This window comes from Opitutus sp. GAS368, assembly GCF_900104925.1.
Classification (GTDB): Bacteria; Verrucomicrobiota; Verrucomicrobiia; order Opitutales; family Opitutaceae; genus Lacunisphaera.
Map to the genome: position 1 here is coordinate 3,882,251 of NZ_LT629735.1, position 17,059 is coordinate 3,899,309.

The window sequence follows — 17,059 nt, forward strand, 5'->3', positions numbered from 1 at the left end:
GTCGATCCTTCGCGTCCTGGCGTTCTTCTGTCGGACTCGGTGAGCTGGGCGAACGATTCCAGGGCGGTCGCGAGCCGCCCCTGAAAGTTAATAGAAAAACTCTTCGGAGACGATCTTGCCCTTCTTGACCTGATACACGCAGAGTTCGCCCATCTTCATCCGTCCCTGCCCCTTCATGGTCATGTCGATGCTCATGGTGCAGGCGAAGGCCTTTTCGGCCACGACCGGCTCCGAGACCTTGAGGGAGTGCAGTTTCTCAATCCCGGCGGAGAATTGCCGGCTCTTGGCGATGATGGCCTTGAGGCCCTTGGTCTCCTTCTCGGAGCCGGGCATGGCTTCGGCCTCGATGCTGACTGCATTCTTGGCAAACAGTTTCTTTTGGGCTTTTTCCCATTCGGCCTTGCGGCAGAGGGCGACGAGTTGCTTGGCGATGGTTTTCGTTGTCATGTTTTTGTGACCGGGGATTTGGATTTCGATCGGCAGCATTCTACCATGCCTCCTGACAACCCTATGTCAGGAGTGCGTGACAAATCAGCCAATGAGGCCAATCCGGGGGCAGGTTTTCTGTTTTGGAGCTGAGCCGGACTCATGCAATTGAAGTTCGCTCCATTCGCCAGCGGCCCAGGGCAAGGTGAAGTGCTCTGACCCAGCGCGCTTCAGGATGTTCGCTCCCAAACCAGTGTGTTGGGGTCAACCCGCTCCACCACCGATTGCATGATCCCGGCTGAGTCCAAAGATCGGACAGCGCCTCCTTTCCCACCGGATGCTTCCGGCGCGCGCTTTGCCATCGACGCCGGAGAAAACGCGCCTACATCTTTCCGCCTATGGCAACAAAGGATGCTTCGCTTTCCACGGCGTTGGTCGGGACCTGGTCATTGCTCTCGCGGGAGGATCGCACTCCCGCCGGCGAACCCCGCATCGAGCCTTCGCTGGGCCCGGACCCGGTCGCGCTTTTGTTTTTCGACCGGCAGGGGCATTTTGCCGCCCAATTCATGAAGCGCAACCGGAGCCCGGCGGGCGAGGCTGAGGCCAGCGGTGCAACCGGGGTGCCGAACAACAGCCGCGCGCGGGGCGGGTATGACGCCTACTTCGGCACCTACGTGGTCGATGAGTCGGCCGGAACCGTCGCCACAACCCTGGCTGGTGCCCTCTCGCCGGAGAATGTCGGCGCGGTCTTTGTCCGCCACATGAGCGTGGCCGGCGACGTGCTCACCATCCGGTTGGAAACGGCATCCGGCGATGGCGAACGCATTGTCCGGACCCTGCGCTGGAAGCGCGTGGGCTGACCCGCCGATGGCCGGGGCCACAGTCTCCGGCCGGCAACCTGCACAGTTTCTTTGGGTTCAGTCTCAGCACCGCACGGTCTTGCGCTTGGGGGCGATGGCCGCGCCGCGGCGGGACTTCAGGATGTAGGCCTCGGCCTCGGGGATCTTGCAGTCGGTGTCGCCCACATCGACCTCGACCTTGCCCAGCTTCCGGGCGGTCGCGATCGCTTTGGCGGCGAGCGGTGCCACATAGGTGCCGATGGCGATGACGAAGCCGTTCATGGCCTGCCGCACGCGGTTGGGCGCGGCGGGCAGGGTTTTCGGGATGCGGTCGAGCAATGCACCGAGTTCCTTGATGGGCAGCTGGTCGTCCGGGAGAATCGTCCCGAGGGCGCCGAGTGTGTTCCAGCCGGCGATGACCACGGGCTCCTTCTTCGAGTCGGTCCATGCCCTGGCCAAAGCGAAGCCCTCCGGGTGCTCGGATGCCACCCATGGCACGATCGTGGCCGAGATCATGCGCCACGCCGCCAGGTCGGCCCAGGACTGAAGCTGCTTGGCGGTCATCTGCGCGCCGTCGGCGAACATACCGGCGAGGTATTGGGCGTCGCCGTTGCCGGTGGCGTAGAGTTCCAGCGCGAGCGCCTGGTCGCCCTTGAGCTTCTTCGCGAGCGGCTGGAGGTCGCCGATCTTCACGCCGAAGAACGGTTCCTTGGCGCCGTGCTTCAGCCAGAGCGTCTTGACCGCCGGGCTGCCCAGCGCCTGCAGCGCGGCCATGGCTTCCTTGAGTTTCATGGAATTAATCTTTGTTTGGAAAACGCCAAGGCGCGAGGTCTGAACCTTTGTGTCATTGCGCCTTTGCGTTCAATCTTCACCGCAGCACGCCGCGGGTGCCAAGGGATCTTGGCCGCAGAGCTATCAGTGTCGCCATGTTTTCAGAGACGATTTTCCCGCAGTTTAGTCAATCCCGGGCGCCGGCTCCGCGCACGTCCTGGAGGGCGGCGATCAGGGCGTTGTCGAGCTCGCGCAGGCTGTTGAACTGACGCTTGGCCTGCGTCATCTTCTGCGTGAGTGCATCGATGGCGGCCTGCAGGTTTCGATAGTAGGCCAGGTGCGCGGGCTTCGTCAGCGGTCCGAGTTCCCGGGCATCCGGCCAGGTGCGTCTCTTCTCTTTGTAGCCTTCGGGATCGGCGCGATATTCCGCCAGGGACGCTTCGATCATATCGGCCAATGTTTCGCCGCGGATCAGTCGCTCCCGGCTGAGGAGCAGGATGGCCGTGGCCGCTCCCCTCACCCGGTCGTCGTTCCATTTGATCTTCAGCCGCATGCCGGATGGTTCCGCCCGCCGCTCCCCGGGTCAATAGCGCCGGCGTGGACCGATCGGGACGATGCGCCCGTCAAAGCCGGACCGTCACGCGCATGAAGGTCGCGGGAATGTGGGTGCCCGGGGCGGCCTTGTTGTGGGCCTCGGCCTGCTCGACGAGCAGGCGCTGCAATTCCAGCGCAGTCCCGTCCCGCCCTGCTTGGGACCTACTGGAAATAACCCTCGGGCTGCAGCATGCCGGCTTCGTCATCGAGTTCATCCGGACCTTCCTCCCAGCACGATGAGGGAAAGGCGGGCTGGCGCTGCGTCCAACGCACGGCGCACAGGCTGTCGGTGAGCGCCTCGTGCAGCGCCGAGCCGAAATCATACGCCCGGCCATCGAACCCCGCCTCCACGGCGCCCTGGTCGATCGCCAGCATGACGGCAAACATCCGGGCGCGGATTTCCGGGATGAGGACGTCGACCGTATCGAAGCCGGATTCGAGATTCGAGCGGCAGCCGGCCAGGTTGCGGCTGTGATGGGCGCGGCAGGCCTCGGGCCGCGCCTCGTAGATCGAGCAGCTGCCCTCGCGCAACAGGGCGCAGGGGATTTTCAACGCGGCGCGTTTTTCGAGGCTGCGTCCGGCGAACGCCTGGCGATGGGCCGCGGTCCGGGTGATGACGCCCTCCAGCTCGGCGGGCGAGAAGTGGGTCTGGATATGCTCCGCCGCGATCAAGACCTCGTGCGCCTGCACCCCCACCGGCACATGGCAACAGGTGCCGCAACCGGCCCGGCACGCCACCACCGCTCGGGCCGCGGCGGGCGCCGAGTCGTAGGCGCGGTCGAAGCGCGTGCGCACCGTGCGGAGCACCGCCAGGGAGTCGGCCGGATTGCGCACCTTCTGCAAGCGCTCCAGCACCCAGCCCCCGGTTTTTTCAAACAGGGCTTCCTCCTCGGTTGACCAGACGGCGCACATGAGCCCGCCACTAGACGGAAGCAGGTGCAGGATGACAAGGACTGTCCGGTGCGGCCCCGACCCGAAGCGCGCTATTTGTTCCTTCCGCGCCCAAGGGCACCCGCGTCAGTCACCCCTCCGCTAATGGCCCAAGGTGCCACCTGATCAGGGCTTGGCGGCGGGTTCTTCCACAATCTCGAAGATCGGCTCGGGCATCATCGGCTCGGGGCAGTTGACGGTGAGCGGCGTGTGGCCGTCCCAGTAAGGGAAGCGCGCAAGCAGTTGGGCGTGCGCTAATGGGTTGAGCGGACTCAACTCGTAGGAGCGCTTCTTAAACCGCTCGAAGAACGCCGGGAACTCTTCCGCGGTTTCGGGTGGCGAGCCATAATCCTTCATATGTTCAATGTCGGTGCAGGCCCCGCTGCCAAAGACCAGCAGGTTGTAAGGACCGGCAACAGTCTGTTTCGCTTTGTAGCGATCCCAATCCGGCTTGGCGGACACCCCAACCGTGACGCTAAACCAGTGAATGGGCAGGCTCGTCAGTTTTCTGAACTCCGTGATAGCGGCCCGAAAAGCCTCCGTGAGCGCCTCTTCCTTGGACACCGCCCCGTAGACAAACCCGCAGGCCTTATTGTCGCGATACATGCCGGTCGCGTTCGCGTCGAACACACCCTTATCTGTAAGCGTAACATAGGCCACCCATCCAAGCGATATCCGGCCAAGCTGGTCACTGCCTTTCAGGGCCTCGAAGTTGGGCAGTTGGTGAGCGTCGATCACAACAGCGGAGATGTGCTTTGCCTCCTCGAGGCTGCTCCCCGCGGCCAATTCGCCCGAGGTCGGGTCTGATCCCCCTTTAAACCGATTCCCCCAGAACGCGAGGATGACGTCAGACGGCTCGAGCATTTCGTAACCTTTCGGTGCTTTCAGGTGCCGCTCGGCCCACGATGCCGGCGTGCTGTTTCCAACCCGCGCGGGCAGTGCGCGGGCCTTGGCCGCGGTCTGCTCCGCTGCGGTGACTTTTTGGAGGGCCTGCTGTTTCGCCCGGTTGAGCTGGTCGTCGGTGATTTGGTTGAGCAGCTCTTTAGCCTTAGCGAAGTCTCGCTTCACGCCGGTGCCGTTCTGGTAGGCCTCGGCGAGGTCCAGTCGCGCACTCTGGCCGTAATAACTGCCCATTGCGACGGCCTTCTCGAGCCAGCCGATCGCCGCCTTCTCGTCCTTCGGCACGCCGTCGCCTTTCATCAGGATCTCCGCGATTTCATTCATGATGGTGCCCTGGGTCATCGGGTCCTCGATCTCCGCGCCGCGCTGGAGCCACTCGAGCGCCTTGGCCGGGATCTTCGGCACGCCTTTGCCGGAGCGGTAGGCCTCCGCCACCCGCCGGAACGCCTCGGCGGCGCCGGCGTTGGCCGCCTTCTTGAACCATGCCACCGCGAGTTCGTCGTCCGGCTTTACGGCCTGCAAGAGCGCGCCCGGCTGCTGCTCCTTGTATTCCGTTTCCTGGTAGGCTTCGGCGAGCATATACATCGCATTCGCGCTGCCCGTGTTCGCCGCCTTGAGGGCCCACTCCAAGGCCAGCTTGCCGTCCGCTTGCACGCCCCAGCCGTAGCCGTAGGCCTGCGCCACCCGAAACATCGCCTCGACGTGGCCGCGCTCCGCCGCGCGTCGATACCAGTACAACGCCTTCGTTTCCTTCGCCTCGTCTTCGCGGTTGAATTTGTTGAAGAAGTAAGCCTCTCCGAGTGCGAACATCGCTTGCGGATCGCCCTTCTCCGCGGCGGCAATCATCACCGCCTCGGAAGGCGCGGCAGGCTTTTCATCGGCCGCCCGGCCCGGCGCTGTGCCGGCGAGGACAACCGCGACCAGCAGGGCGCCGGCAAGTGTTTTGGTGAGACGAAACAGGGAGCGCATGGTCCGGGTTATTTCGCCAGTTCGTAGAGATATTCCACATACGACAGCGTGGCGCCGTCGTAGCCCTGGATCTTCGGGTTCGTGGACTCGATCAGGACGAATTCGTCCGGCGCGTGCTGGCCGGTGCCGTAGCCGAGGCCGAAATGACCGGCGGCGAGCGACAGCGGCGGATCCGTGAAGATGAAACCCGGATACGAACCCGCCAGCCAGGGCCAGATCACGGGGTCGATGCCGTGGCCTTTCAGCACGCTGATCTGCGCCTGGATCAGCGGCGTGTTGAGCGAAGTGCGCGTCGGGTTGTAGCCGCCGGTCATGTTGACGTCGATGTCCCCGTAGCCGCGCTTTGCCAGGTGGGCCTTCAACTGGGCCAGCGCTTCGGGCGCGGTCTGCCCGGGCACGAGCCGCAGGTCGAGCTTGGCGGCCGCCTTGTGCGGCAGGATGGTCTTGCCGCCCGGGCCGGTGTAGCCGCCGTAGATGCCCTCGATGTTCACCGTCGGCATGGCCTCGTAGCGCTCCAGCGCCGGGAGGAACGGCAGGTCGTCGATCCATTTCACCGCGCCGGAGGCGACCTTGAACTGCTGCTCGTTGAGTTTTCTGGCGGCCGTGGCGATGAGCGCCTTGTCCGCGTCTCCCAGCGGCGGAACCTTGGCCATGAACCCGTCGATCAGCGGTGTGTTACCGTCGGGCGTGACCAGGGTGCCGAGGGCCTGCACCAGCCGCCAGACCGGGCTGTCGATCATGGACTTGAACGAGGAGTGCGTGTCCCGCATCGGGCCGCGACCCCAGGTCAGCGAGTCGGCGGTGAGTTCGGCCTCGATGAGGCCCTTGGCGCCGAGATTGACGGTGACATTGCCGTCGAGTCCCTGCGTCAGGTGCGGCAGGAACAGGCCGATGCACCTGGCCAGCGCAGCCGACACCTCGGGCCTGCGAACGATCTGCGCAATGTGCGGCGAGCCGATCTCCTCCTCGCCCTCGGCGACGAGCACCAGGTTGACCGGGAGTTTCTTGCCGGCAGTGCGGAAGGCGTCGAGCGCGGCCAGGAAGGCGGACTCGGGGCCCTTCTGGTTCATGGCGCCGCGGCCCATGACGATCTTGCCCAGTCCCGGCCGGTCGAGCAGCGCGGCCGCCAGCGGCGGGGACGACCACTCCTTCGGGTCGAATTGCTTGACGTCATACATGAAGTAGACGCCGACCGTCTTCGGGGCGCCGGCGTCGAGCGTGGCGAACACGCCCGGCTTGCCGTCGGTGTCGATGCGCGTCGCGGTCTGAAAACCGACGGACTTGAGCAGGCCGATCAGGTGATCGGCGCCCTCGGGATAGCCGAGGTTCTCCGCCGCGATCGCCGGCTTGCGGACCCACTCCTGCAGCCGGATCACCGCGTGGTCATGATTCCTGGCGATCTCCGCCTTGAGCGCGGCGAGGTCCGCCTCCGTCGCCATCATCCGCCCTGCCCACCCCACCGCCAGGGCGGTGGCCATCCCGAGGAAACGTAGGTTCATGGCCGGGACGATGCCAAGCCTCATACAGGCGGCAATCCAAGATTGCCGTGCCGCTTCGAGGTTGCCTGCCGCCGCGCGCACGGGCACTGTGCCGATGCCCGCCATGAGCCATCTCCGCGCCGCCCGCCTTCTTGCCTTGCTGGTCCTAGCCGCTGGCGAATTGGTGCGGGGCGCGGCCCCCGACAACCGATTGGCCGGTTACTGGGTTACTCCGCCAGAAGCAGCCGTATCGGCCGCCTTCACCTTCAGCATCTTTGGCAAATGGACGATCGTTGCCCCGCACCTGGCGGGCGCACCCGACACCCGGGCCCGTTACACGGTGGAAAGCACGGGCAACAGCGGAACCCTCACCCTGGATGAACCGGCGGGCAAGCAGCACCAGGCACCGGGCAGCATTCACTACGAGTTGCAGGGCGGCGAACTCGCGCTTGAGCTCTCCGGCCCCGCGCAGCCGACCCGCTGGCGGCTGGTCAAGGGAGTTCCGCCGCCCCCGCCGGAGATGGTTGACCTGACCAAATCGAAGCCGGCGCCGGTGAAGCCCGTGCGGCCGGCGGAGCCGGCCAAACCCGCCCCGACGCTGGGCGGCAGCTGGACCACCGAGCCCGGAGTCGAGAAACAGCTCATGCTGTTCATCACCCGAGGCCGCACCGCGGACATGGCGATCAACCAGCAGTGGATCAAGGGCAGCGACCTCCCCGTCACGGCCCGGAGCACTCCCTACACCGGCACCTTTGCCGACGGCCGCGGCCAGCTGAAGCTGGCCCGCCCCGAGCCCGAAGGCTCGCAGATTCCCCCGGTGCTGAACTTCACCTTCGAGGGCGAGGCGCTCATCATCACGGTCGACGACGGCAATTTCGCCGGGCAATACCGGCTGGTCCGCAAGGGCAAGTGACAGGATCGTCGGGACAGTGTTGGGAGTGCGCCCGCGTCGTTTTCGGCCGGACATTTGGTCGCCGGTGCGCTAGCGCTGGGACATGGAAACAAGCTCCCGGTCCGTCCGACGCCGGTTCACCAGGTCAGTGATTGGCGCCGCATTCCTGCTGTGTGGCGCCCTGTCACTGCGGGCTGCGCCTTCCGCAGTGGAACGAGTCATCCTCGACGTCGACCCGGGCAATGACGACGCGCTGGCCATGTTGTTGGCCCTGGATTCGCCGGCGCTGCATGTCGAGGCCGTCACCGTATGCCCCGGCAACCTGGGGCCGAATTATGCGCAGCAGGTCCGCAACGCCCTCTACATCGTCGAGCTGGCCGGCAAGGCGGGACAGGTGCCGGTGCACGCAGGCATGACGCATCCGCTCCTGAACAAACCCTACCCCGTTGCCTCCTTCATCCACGGGAAATTCGGCCTGGGCCGCGTGGAGGTGCCCGCGGTCGCCCAACCGGTCGATCCCGAGCATGCGGTCGACGCCATCATCCGCCTCGTCAACCGGTCGCCCGGCGAGATCACCATCGCCGCGCTGGGCGGCCTGACCAATGTCGCGATGGCGATCCAGCGCGACCCGGGCGTGGCGCAAAAACTCAAGGGTGTCCTCTTTGTCGGTGGCCGTTACGCGATGCCGGGCATGGCCCCCGGCTACAATGTGCTTGTCGATCCCGAGGCCGCGCACATCGTCCTGACCTCCGGGGTCAACATCACGCTCGTCGGCGTGGACGTATTCCGCAACGACTCCCAGCTGACCGACGCGGACTTCGCGCGGATCGCCGGCTTCAACACCGCGCGCAGCCGGTTTTTCATCGAGTCCAACGACCTCCGCCGGACTTTCGAGCAGGCCAACCGCGGCACGACCGGTTCGACCAATCCCGACCCGATCACCATCGCCACGCTCATCGATCCCTCGATCGGGCTGCGCTATGTGCCGCTCTACATGCACGTCGAACTGCAGGGCGAATCCACGCGCGGACTGCTCGTGTTCGGCGACGACATCTACAGCGGCCGCCCCACCCCGCCCCCGAACGTGCGCATCTGCGTCTCGGCCGACGGGGCCAGGTTCAGGCAGTTGGTCTTTGCGACGTTAAGCCGTCCCTGACCGGGTCCCACCGGACGGCGACGGCCGCGATGCGCTCGACCACGGCGACGCGTTCGGCCGGCGTCGTCTCATACTGGCACGGCCTGATGGTGAGCTCGAGCGCCGCCCCGCGTCGCACCAGCAGGCCCCAGCCGTCGGGGACCTCGTGGGGGGCGCACAGGCCCTCCTCCACCACGAGGTAAAGCAGGCTCGCCGCGCGCCAGCGGGCAAGTTTGGCGAACTTGGTGCCGTCATGCAGCTTGCGCTGCGCGGTGCGGAACTCCGCCTGCAGCCGGTCGTGCGTCTCGTGCCGGAGCCCGCGCAGGTCGATCGCGTCGAACTCGGGAAACAGCTCCTCGCGCCGGCGCAGGTCCGGCCGGTGTCCGCCGATGAGCGCCCGCAGCGCCATCAGGCGCTCACTCATCCGGACGAGCATTTCCACCCCGCCGGTCTCGCGCGCGCTGTCGCGCAGGAAGTCGGCGCGGGACGCCTTGCACTCGAAGACCGCCGTGGCCGCGTTGGCCGAGAGGGAGCGCGGGGTGGCGGCCACGACGTCCGCCCGGTAACCGGAGCGTGGCAGGCGCACTTCCGCGGCGGCGAGCACGAGCCGGTGCGCCCGCGCCCATTCCAGGGCGAGGCGCTTCAGTTCGCGGTGCGCGGCGCTTTCGTTGCTTTTGGTGGCTGGCGGCAAGCCCGCCCACTCTACCCCAGGCCGCTGACAACCCTATGTCAGCAGGCCCGCCAGCCTTTGTAGCGGCGGTCTACGACCGCCGAGCGTAGCCTGCGAGACACCTCGACGGCGGTCATAGACCGCCGCTACAGGACAACAGCTCGGGTTTATCGGGGGGTCATCCGCTGGGCCGGCACGGCCTCGATCTCGACATAGACCGCGGTCGCCCCGGTCAGGGCGACGGTATCGATGGCGCCGCCGACTTCCTTGATGGCCTTGGACTCCGCGTTTTCGGGACTGACGCCGACCCGGCAGATGAATTCCCACTGGGCGAAGCCCTCGGGCGGGGTCTTCCGCTGCGAGCGGCGGACGTATTTGTTGATCTCGTGGCGGATCTTGTCGCGCACGCGGGCATCGTCCTTGCCGGGGGCCTGGAGGGGAAAGCTTTTCTTCATCGCGGGCGCATCGTTGCCCGTCCGCGCCGTGAGACAATGCGATTTAACCACTAATCCACACTATTTGGGCACTAATAAGCTCCTTTGCGCCAAGGTTCGTTGTTCGTTGAATTCATAATTAGTGAGAGATTAGTGTGCATTAGTGGTTAACCCTCCCAGTCATCAGTGCGCTTACCACTTAAGCTTCCAATCACATGCCCAATCCCGCCTGCCCGCTCTGTTCCCTCGACGATGTGCTGAGCCATGCCGAACACTGGGAGTGCGCCACCTGCGGCCACGAGTGGCCCAAGGAAGCGGCGCCCGAGGCCGCGCGGGTCGTCAAGGACGCCAACGGCAATCCGCTGGCCGACGGTGACACGGTCGCGCTGATCAAGGACCTGAAACTCGGCAGCGGCGCGCAGGTGCTCAAGGCCGGCACCAAGGCCAGGAACATCCGCCTGCAGGACGGTGACCACGAGATCGCCTGCAAGGTCGAGGGCATGCCGCTGGCCCTCAAGGCCTGCTTCGTGAAGAAAGCCTGAACGCCCGGCCGACGCCGGCGGGCCCGGCAGGTGCATAACTATCTGTGCACATCGGGCGCCAACCGGCATTTCCGGCTAGATATGCCCCGGGAAGGCCGGTTTATCCTTGGGTCGATGCAATGCTCCACCGGTTGGTCCCGACCGCGCTTTCTCCCGCTTTGGCTGGTGTCCCTGTTTTTTCTCCCGGCACACGACGCCGTTGCCGCACCTGACTTCGGGCCGAACGTCCTGATCTTTGACCCGGCCATGCCGGACATTCAGCAGCGCATCGATGCCGTCTTCGCCCGGCAGGAAAGCAGCCAGTTCGGTCCCGGCCGCGTGGCCTATCTCTTCAAACCGGGACAATATCAGCTCGATGTGCAGATGGGCTTCTACATGCAGGCCGTCGGCCTGGGACGCTCGCCGGACGACGTGCAGATCACCGGCGCCGTCCGCTCCATGGCGGCGTGGATGCGCAATCACAACGCAACCTGCAATTTCTGGCGCGGCGCCGAGAACCTCGCCGTGATCCCGGCGCTGACGGACAAGGTGGACGTCTGGGCCGTATCGCAGGGCACGATGCTGCGCCGGGTGCACATCCGGGGCGACGTCAACCTCTGGGCCGGCGGCTGGGCCAGCGGCGGATTCCTGGCGGACAGCAAGATCGACGGCCGGATCAACTCCGGCACGCAGCAACAATGGCTCTCGCGCAACAGCGAGTGGAGCGAATGGACCGGCAGCAGCTGGAACATGGTCTTTGTCGGCGTGGCCCGCCCCCCGGCCGGTCGCTGGCCGGAGCCGGCCTATACGGTCGTCGACGAAACGCCCATCAGCCGCGAGAAGCCCTACCTGTTTATCGACGGGGCCGGTAATTATTCCGTGTTTGTGCCGGACCTCGTCGCCAAAGGCACCAAGGGCATCACGTGGGCGAACGGACCGACTCCCGGGACCGTGCTGCCGCTGGACCGCTTTTATCTCGCCCACGCGGACCGCGACAATGCCGCCAGCATCAACGCCGCGCTGCAGGCCGGCCAGAACCTGCTGCTGACCCCGGGCATCTACCACCTCGAGGCGGCCATCGAAGTGAACCGGCCGGATACCGTGGTGCTCGGTCTCGGTTTTCCGACGCTGGTGCCGGACCGGGGCTCGCCCGCCGTCACCATCGCCGATGTCGATGGCGTGAAGGTGGGCGGCCTGCTCATGGAGGCCGGCCCGGTCAACTCGCCCACCCTGCTGCAGGCGGGCGATGCGTCGCACCACTCACGCCACGCGGCGAACCCGGTGTTTCTTTACGACATCTTCTGCCGCGCGGGCGGCGCGACCACGGGCGTTTGCTCCTGCTTCGTCACCATCGAGAGCGCGGATGTCGTGGGCGACAATTTCTGGCTCTGGCGCGCCGACCACGGCACCGGCGCGAGCTGGAACGGCAACCGCAACGCCCACGGCCTGATCGTGAACGGCCGCGACGTCACGTTCTACGGGCTCTTTGTCGAGCACACGCAGGAATACCAGACGCTTTGGAATGGCGAGGGCGGCCGCGTTTACTTCTACCAGTCCGAGCTGCCCTACGACCCACCGCGCCAGGCCGCCTGGATGAACGGAAGCACCCGCGGCTACGCCTCCTACAAGGTCGGCGCTGGCGTGACCACACACGAGGCCTGGGGCCTCGGGGTGTATTCGGTTTTCCACGAGCCAAACGTCTTCCTGGACAACGCCATCGAGGCGCCGGACGTGCCGGGCGTGAAACTCCACCATCTGGTCACCCTGCGCCTTGGCGCGCAGACCACGAGCGGCATCAACCATATTGTCAACGGCCGCGGCGACGCCGTCATCACGCGGAAGATGGCGCGCCTCGACGAGAATCAACCCTAGGCCCGGGGGCGGCCGTCGTGGTCGCCTGCCGGACGACCGGCGCGACCACGGTGCCGAGCAGCTCGATGGCGCGCATGATCTGGCGGTGGGTCAGCACGCGGTTGTCGAGCAGGATGGTCTTGCGCACAAACCCGCCCAACGCCTCATGCTCGGCGAGGATCTTGGCGGCGACCGCGTCACCGTCCCCCACCAGCAGCGCACCGTGCGGACTCGCGACCGCGTCAAACTGCGGCCGGGTGGGCGGCGGCCAGCCCCGTTCCTTGCCGATCTTCCCGAAGGCGTCGCGGTAGGCGGGCCAGAAAATCTCCTGCGCCTCCGCGGTGGTGTCGGCGAGAAATCCGATGCCATGGACGCCGACCGTCAGTTTGTCCGCGGCGTGGCCCGCCTTGGCGCCAGCCTCGCGGTAAAGGTCGATGAGCGGCCGGAAGCTTTTCGCCTGGCCGCCGATGATGGCGACCATCAGCGGCAGGCCCAGCCGGCCGGCGCGGATCGCCGACTGCGGCGTGCCCCCGACCCCGATCCATACCGGCAGCGGGCTTTGCAGTGCCCGCGGGTAGACGCCCTGCCCGGTGAGCGGCGCGCGGTGCTTGCCGGACCACGAAACGTTGGTCTGCTCCCGGATCCTGAGCAGCAGCTCCAGTTTTTCCGAAAACAGCTCGTCGTAGTTGTCGAGGTCGAAGCCGAACAGCGGGTAGGACTCGATGAACGAGCCGCGGCCGACGATGATCTCGGCGCGACCTTGTGAAATGAGGTCCACGGTGGCGAACTGCTGATAGATGCGCACCGGGTCGTCCGAGCTGAGGACGGTCACGGCGCTGGCCAGCCGGATGTTTTTCGTGCGCGCGGCGGCCGCGGCCATCAGCACGGCGGGGGCCGAGGAGACGTAGTCCGCCCGGTGGTGCTCGCCGATGCCGAAGACATCGAGGCCGACGCGGTCGGCCAGCTCGATTTGCTCGAGCAATTCCCGGACGCGGGCGGCATCGCCGACCGGCCCGCTCTTCGCGGTGGCCACAAAACTGTCTACGCCGATTTGCATCGGTCCCATATAGCCAGATAACGGACTTTATCCAGCGCCGGCCGGGTCCGCGTTGCCGGGCGGGCGGTTTTATTCGCGATGGGTCCAATCCCCCGGAGCTTGCTCCGACTTGGTCTTGAGATTCCGCGGCGAGGTCGCCGTGGCTCCAGCACGAATAACTGGAGAGCGGGCGACCCCGCCCGCGGGTGGTTCGAGCAATGCTCCGGAGCTTGCTTCGGGGATCTTTATTTAACCCCGCCGGGACAGTTCGGGCCGTGTTCCCTGACAAGCGGTTAGGCGCAGGTGGCCGTCGCCTTCAGCGCGAATGGTGCGATGGTTGTCGCTATTGGAGATTTTCTGCGCACCTGTGGGTCATGCACACCGCGCGCATTCTCGAACTGGAGCAACTCCTGGCCGCGGCCAACGAATCGCTGGCCAAGCTGACCGCAACAAACACCGATCTCACGCGCCAAGTCGCCGAGGCCGAGACGCGGAACAAGAAACTGAAGCGCGCCTCGCGCAATGACGAGAGCGCCCTGAGGGAGCAGCTCACGACCGCGCAGAACCGGCGCAGCTGAGCCGGTCGACGGCGCCTTACTTGGATTTCTCCTGGATCTTGTCGCCGAGCTTCTCGACATCCTTGCCGAAACCCTTCGAAGTCTGGCAGCCGGAAGTCGCCAGGGCGATCAGGGCGACGGTCAGCATGAGGCAGAGAATGGCGAAGCGGCCGATGGCAGAATTCATGGGAGCAAGATAGCCGCTGCGGTCACCGGCCACCATGGGGTGTTCAAGGCAGGCCGTCAGTGGGCCCGTTATTTCCGGTCAACGCGGACGCGGAAACGTTCCAGCACCAGCAAGACGCCGGCAATCACCGCGAGCGCGCCGGCGATCCAGAGTGGAATCGACAGTCCGATCAGGATGTTCAGGCCGAAGACAATGAGGAAGAGGGCGAGAAAGAGATGAGCCATGACCGATACTAAGCATTCCGGCCCGGCGCGACGATGGGGTGTTCCACGTAGGTTGCGGGGCGCTAGCACTACACCCCATAGGCACTCCGCCCTTCCGCCGCTATGCTGGCCCGGTGAAAACCATTGTTTGTCTACGCCATGTCACGGTGGCCATGGGCCTCTCCCTCCTGTCCAACGCGGGTTGTGCCGAGAATGAAAAAGTCGCCGCTGCGCCGTTGCCGCCGGCCAAGGAGTTGCCCGCGGCGCCGGTCACCGGTGTTCCCGTCGCCGATGCCCGCTGGCGCGAGATCAAGGATCTCAGTTATGATTCGCGCGCCGCGTTTTTCGCCGGCTTCAAGCGGTTGCAGGCCCGGCTCGATGAGCAGATCAGCGAGTTGTCCGCCCACCGGGCCGCCATGAAGGGCGATGCCGACACCAAGGACTGGGATTTCGCGATGAAGGAAGTGGGCAATGCCCGGTCGTATCTCACCGGCACCGGTGAGATTGTCGCCAAGGCCACCTCCGAAAGCTGGGCCCAGGATCGGGAGCGGGTCGGACAGGCTTGGCTGCGGGCGCAGGCAGCCTGCGCCAGGGTCAAGGCCAGCACGACCATTTGAGCCTCGCTGCCTACAAGGCCCCATAGCAGCACGGCGTCGGCGCCGCTATGCTTCCCCTCATGAACAAAAACATGTCCCACCTCCCGGTCCTCCCGCCTGCCGCGCAAAGCGCCGGCTGGTCCGTTCCGTTCCTCGCCCTCGGCTTCGTCTTCGCGGGCTGCGCTTCCGAACCCGATTCCCATGTGGTCTCTGCTCCGCCTCCGCCCCCGCCGAACACCCGCGCCGTCACGACGACGACCACCACCACTTCGGCTCCGGCCACCGTGGTCGTGGGCAACACCGCCTATGTCGCCTCGGCCCCGGTCGTGAGCACCACCGTCATCACCCAGGCCCCGCCGGCCATGCAGGAGGAAGTCGTGCTGGCCCAACCGTCGTCCCAGCACGTCTGGCTCGCCGGCTACTGGACGTGGCGCAACGACCGCTATGAGTGGATGGCCGGACACTGGGAAATGCCCCCGAGTTCGGGCTCAGCCTGGGTCGCCCCGCGCTGGGAGCGGAACGGCAGCAACTACCGGTTCTACGAAGGCTACTGGAACTGATCCGATACCCTCATTTCAATAACCGCTGCGGCCCCTTCTTCCCGGAGGGGCCGCTTTGTTTTCAGGGGGTGCGGCCGCCCAGCCAAAGCAGGGCCTGGAGGATGAACTTGCTTTGGGCTTCGCTGGCGAAGGTGGAGGAGAGTTCGCGGTTCGTCCGGTGTTCGTAGTCCATGTCGTTGTGGCCCATGTTCACGTAGATCATCCGGTAGTTCCGGTTGGTCCATGCCACCGGGTAGTAGCCCTCGTGCCAGATTTCGTGCGGCTTGGGCCCGGTGCCGAGCGGGAAACTGGCCGCATCGATGGCCAGCAGGATTTGGATGGAAGGATTGGTGCGCAGGTCTTTTTCCCAGCGATACCATTCGTTGGGCGCTGACGCGAAGGTAGCCGGCAGGCCCCGGGTCGCCGGATGCCCGGGTGTCACCACCCGCAGCACGGCGGACGTGGGCCGCCAGGTGTTGCTCACGTATTGGCCGGAGCCGAGGAACTGGTCGTGATACCAGTCCCAGTTCTGCGGGAAAGCGGAGGGCGTCAGCGCAAACGCCGCAAAATGAAAACCCAGCCACGCGCCGCCGTGCTCCATGTAGTCGCGGAAGGCCGCCCGCTGCGCCGGATCCTCCGGCCGGGTGTCGAGGAAGAGCACGACCCGGTAGCCGGCGAGGAAGCTGGCGTTGAGTTTGCCCCAGTCGTCCGTCGCCTCGTAGCTGAAGTGGTGTTTCGCCGCCATCGTGGGAAACCAGCGGTTGGCCTCGTGGACGAAACTGATGTGTGCGAGGTCGCTTTTGCCGGTGTAGAACGCGATGACCTTGAAGGCGGGTGCGCCGTCCGTCGCCGCCCCGCTCATCCACCCCAGGCCAAGGAACACGCCGGCGATGATTTTCCAGATCCGGGATAACGCGGTCGGCGGCAGCATGAGGGCGAGCAAACGCCGGGAAGCCGCGCGCTCCAATCCTTTTCAGCCGGCCGAATTCACCGGCGTGAGTTCCGCGCAGACCTCGGCGACACGGGCCGACGCCGCGACCGCCACGTCGGCGGCATCGAGCCGGCCCTGGCGTTCCAGCGCGTAAGCCTGCTCGATCAGCTCGGCGCGCAGGGCGGCGAGCTTGGCCAGGACGGGGTCGTCGCAGGAAACCGGCATGTGGTCAGCGGGCGACCAAGACCTTGAAGCCGGCGTAAACCACGCGCTGGCAGTCGAACGGCATGTCCTTTGGGTCGCACATGGCGGCCATGCGCGGGTCCTTCATCACCGCGGCGTTCACCTTGTCGCGGTGCGCGCGGGATTTGAATTCGATGTAGGCGAAGACCACGGTCTCGCCCCGCTTGAGCTTCATCCGCTTGGCGAAGGGCACACCCCATTTGGTCTGGAGGTCGTCGCCGGCGGTCTCGCGGTAGGCCAGCGCACCCTGGTCCTTCCAGACCTTGGCGGTCAGCCGCGCGATGCGTTGGTAGGCCTTCAGGTTTTTCTTCGGCACGGGCAGGACATAGCCATCGACGTAGTTGGGCATGGGGGGCG

Annotated in this window: 22 protein-coding genes; 8 read left to right on the forward strand and 14 right to left on the reverse strand. The window is 65.8% G+C overall.

Going from position 1 to position 17,059, the window contains the following annotated elements; all coding sequences use genetic code 11:
• Positions 1–87 precede the first annotated feature (87 nt).
• A complete protein-coding gene (locus BLU29_RS16480; protein WP_091061234.1) occupies positions 88–447 on the reverse strand; it encodes a SnoaL-like domain-containing protein in 360 nt (119 codons plus the stop codon).
• Between the two features lie 377 nt (positions 448–824).
• Here BLU29_RS16480 and BLU29_RS16485 point away from each other — a divergent pair, with 377 nt between their 5' ends.
• Positions 825–1,286, forward strand: a complete 462-nt coding sequence (locus BLU29_RS16485; RefSeq protein WP_091060245.1) for a lipocalin-like domain-containing protein — start codon at positions 825–827, stop codon at positions 1,284–1,286.
• 63 nt (positions 1,287–1,349) lie between these two features.
• Here BLU29_RS16485 and BLU29_RS16490 read toward each other — a convergent pair whose 3' ends face one another.
• The 5 genes from BLU29_RS16490 to BLU29_RS16510 form a co-directional block, all read right to left on the reverse strand.
• On the reverse strand, positions 1,350–2,057 hold the full coding sequence (locus tag BLU29_RS16490; RefSeq protein ID WP_091060248.1) for a DNA alkylation repair protein: 708 nt from the start codon (positions 2,055–2,057) through the stop codon (positions 1,350–1,352).
• 166 nt (positions 2,058–2,223) lie between these two features.
• Entirely contained in the window at positions 2,224–2,589 is a 366-nt protein-coding gene (locus BLU29_RS16495; RefSeq protein ID WP_091060250.1) for a hypothetical protein, read from the reverse strand.
• Between the two features lie 203 nt (positions 2,590–2,792).
• Entirely contained in the window at positions 2,793–3,542 is a 750-nt protein-coding gene (locus BLU29_RS16500) for a YkgJ family cysteine cluster protein (RefSeq protein WP_091060253.1), read from the reverse strand.
• A gap of 144 nt (positions 3,543–3,686) precedes the next feature.
• Positions 3,687–5,429 carry a tetratricopeptide repeat protein gene (locus tag BLU29_RS16505; protein WP_091060255.1) on the reverse strand — a complete coding sequence of 581 codons (1,743 nt, stop codon included), beginning with the start codon at positions 5,427–5,429 and terminating at the stop codon, positions 3,687–3,689.
• Between the two features lie 8 nt (positions 5,430–5,437).
• Positions 5,438–6,928 (reverse strand): M20/M25/M40 family metallo-hydrolase, encoded by a 1,491-nt coding sequence (locus BLU29_RS16510; protein WP_091061236.1) that lies wholly within the window; start codon positions 6,926–6,928, stop codon positions 5,438–5,440.
• Positions 6,929–7,031: 103 nt separating this feature from the next.
• Between BLU29_RS16510 and BLU29_RS16515 the strand changes: the two genes are divergently transcribed.
• Positions 7,032–7,820 carry a hypothetical protein gene (locus BLU29_RS16515; RefSeq protein ID WP_157693946.1) on the forward strand — a complete coding sequence of 263 codons (789 nt, stop codon included), beginning with the start codon at positions 7,032–7,034 and terminating at the stop codon, positions 7,818–7,820.
• Between the two features lie 187 nt (positions 7,821–8,007).
• A complete protein-coding gene (locus BLU29_RS16520; RefSeq protein WP_157693947.1) occupies positions 8,008–8,955 on the forward strand; it encodes a nucleoside hydrolase in 948 nt (315 codons plus the stop codon).
• Here the strand turns inward: BLU29_RS16520 and BLU29_RS16525 are convergent.
• Together BLU29_RS16525 and BLU29_RS16530 are read right to left on the reverse strand one after the other, a co-directional pair.
• Entirely contained in the window at positions 8,918–9,625 is a 708-nt protein-coding gene (locus BLU29_RS16525; protein WP_091060263.1) for a hypothetical protein, read from the reverse strand. The two genes, BLU29_RS16520 and BLU29_RS16525, sit on opposite strands and share 38 nt — an antisense overlap.
• Before the next feature lie 146 nt (positions 9,626–9,771).
• Positions 9,772–10,110 carry a DUF6172 family protein gene (locus BLU29_RS16530; RefSeq protein WP_157693948.1) on the reverse strand — a complete coding sequence of 113 codons (339 nt, stop codon included), beginning with the start codon at positions 10,108–10,110 and terminating at the stop codon, positions 9,772–9,774.
• A 143-nt stretch (positions 10,111–10,253) separates the two neighbouring features.
• Between BLU29_RS16530 and BLU29_RS16535 the strand changes: the two genes are divergently transcribed.
• Both BLU29_RS16535 and BLU29_RS16540 read left to right on the forward strand, forming a co-directional pair.
• Complete coding sequence (locus BLU29_RS16535) at positions 10,254–10,580, forward strand: zinc ribbon domain-containing protein YjdM (protein ID WP_091060269.1); 327 nt, start codon at positions 10,254–10,256, stop codon at positions 10,578–10,580.
• A gap of 165 nt (positions 10,581–10,745) precedes the next feature.
• Entirely contained in the window at positions 10,746–12,431 is a 1,686-nt protein-coding gene (locus tag BLU29_RS16540; protein WP_157693949.1) for a coagulation factor 5/8 type domain-containing protein, read from the forward strand.
• Here the strand turns inward: BLU29_RS16540 and BLU29_RS16545 are convergent.
• Positions 12,391–13,467 carry an Atu2307/SP_0267 family LLM class monooxygenase gene (locus BLU29_RS16545; protein WP_091060273.1) on the reverse strand — a complete coding sequence of 359 codons (1,077 nt, stop codon included), beginning with the start codon at positions 13,465–13,467 and terminating at the stop codon, positions 12,391–12,393. The two genes, BLU29_RS16540 and BLU29_RS16545, sit on opposite strands and share 41 nt — an antisense overlap.
• A gap of 353 nt (positions 13,468–13,820) precedes the next feature.
• Between BLU29_RS16545 and BLU29_RS16550 the strand changes: the two genes are divergently transcribed.
• Entirely contained in the window at positions 13,821–14,024 is a 204-nt protein-coding gene (locus tag BLU29_RS16550; RefSeq protein ID WP_091060275.1) for a hypothetical protein, read from the forward strand.
• Positions 14,025–14,040: 16 nt separating this feature from the next.
• Here the strand turns inward: BLU29_RS16550 and BLU29_RS16555 are convergent, their stop codons facing one another.
• Complete coding sequence (locus BLU29_RS16555) at positions 14,041–14,190, reverse strand: entericidin A/B family lipoprotein (protein ID WP_157693950.1); 150 nt, start codon at positions 14,188–14,190, stop codon at positions 14,041–14,043.
• 68 nt (positions 14,191–14,258) lie between these two features.
• Entirely contained in the window at positions 14,259–14,414 is a 156-nt protein-coding gene (locus tag BLU29_RS18215; RefSeq protein ID WP_157693951.1) for a hypothetical protein, read from the reverse strand.
• A 113-nt stretch (positions 14,415–14,527) separates the two neighbouring features.
• Between BLU29_RS18215 and BLU29_RS16560 the strand changes: the two genes are divergently transcribed.
• Together BLU29_RS16560 and BLU29_RS16565 are read left to right on the forward strand one after the other, a co-directional pair.
• Positions 14,528–15,010, forward strand: a complete 483-nt coding sequence (locus BLU29_RS16560; RefSeq protein WP_157693952.1) for a hypothetical protein — start codon at positions 14,528–14,530, stop codon at positions 15,008–15,010.
• A 71-nt stretch (positions 15,011–15,081) separates the two neighbouring features.
• A complete protein-coding gene (locus BLU29_RS16565) occupies positions 15,082–15,549 on the forward strand; it encodes a YXWGXW repeat-containing protein (protein ID WP_197677736.1) in 468 nt (155 codons plus the stop codon).
• Between the two features lie 61 nt (positions 15,550–15,610).
• Here the strand turns inward: BLU29_RS16565 and BLU29_RS16570 are convergent, their stop codons facing one another.
• The 3 genes from BLU29_RS16570 to BLU29_RS16580 form a co-directional block, all read right to left on the reverse strand.
• Positions 15,611–16,390, reverse strand: a complete 780-nt coding sequence (locus BLU29_RS16570) for a ThuA domain-containing protein (protein WP_091061239.1) — start codon at positions 16,388–16,390, stop codon at positions 15,611–15,613.
• A gap of 111 nt (positions 16,391–16,501) precedes the next feature.
• Positions 16,502–16,684: a hypothetical protein gene (locus BLU29_RS16575; RefSeq protein ID WP_091060283.1), complete on the reverse strand. Its 183-nt coding sequence runs from the start codon at positions 16,682–16,684 to the stop codon at positions 16,502–16,504.
• Positions 16,685–16,688: 4 nt separating this feature from the next.
• Positions 16,689–17,051: a DUF1428 domain-containing protein gene (locus tag BLU29_RS16580; RefSeq protein ID WP_091060286.1), complete on the reverse strand. Its 363-nt coding sequence runs from the start codon at positions 17,049–17,051 to the stop codon at positions 16,689–16,691.
• Between the last annotated feature and the right edge of the window lie 8 nt (positions 17,052–17,059).